We start from the raw sequence: 787 nt of genomic DNA on the forward strand, positions 1-787 counted from the left end.
GCAACGAGATCAGGGCGATATTGATGAATATAATGCTCGGTATCCTTAAGCACTAATTGCTTCGCTTGCACGGACCAGGAAGTAAATTCCTTTTCGTATTTGTTCCAAACGTCATTGGTAACCCCTAAGTAATCGGATGTCAGCACGGTAAGCGGGAAAGGGAGAGGCTTTTTGTCATCCAATACGACCTTTGCATTACTCCGGGCTTGACGCACCTCGTCCTGTATATTGGCATTGTCAAGCTTAAGCAATGAGGCTGTCAGGTCAATCTGCTTCAGTTCATCCGGCACGAACTTCAAGCCGTTGCGAATGGAGCGCGAGTTTTCGATCACGCTGTCGGAGTGAAAGAGCATCCGAATTACGCCTGTTTTTATGAGCAGCTTATACATAAAGCCGCTTACCGGCGCCTCGGCATCATTGTAGTAATATTCCGGACTTCCGCCATCCAGCATCACGATGCCCTGTACCTCGTCCGGGTATTTCTGTGTAAAACGGAGCGTTTCAAGGGATCCTAGCGAATGTCCCACAAACAGGTAAGGCGGCTTTTGGCCGGATGCCTGCAGCACTTCGTGTATTTCGTTCGTTATTGTATCGATGTCACGCTTCTTGTCCGTCGTATCACTGTACCCATAGCCGAACCGGTCGTAAACTGCGAATTTAACATGTGGCGCGAGCTTCTCATACAGCGGGTAAAAATCAATATACGGATTGGCCGTGCCCCAACCGGAAGCGAATACAACCGTTACATCCCCTTGACCGCCGGTATATAAATGCATATTTTTCCCAT

General features: G+C 48.5%; 1 protein-coding gene. It reads right to left on the reverse strand.

From position 1 onward, the window contains the following. Positions 1–787 (reverse strand): alpha/beta fold hydrolase (locus tag AC3G2T_RS38760; RefSeq protein WP_488438825.1); only part of this gene is annotated, 787 nt, incomplete at both ends.

The organism is Paenibacillus sp. sgz302191, assembly GCF_057749925.1.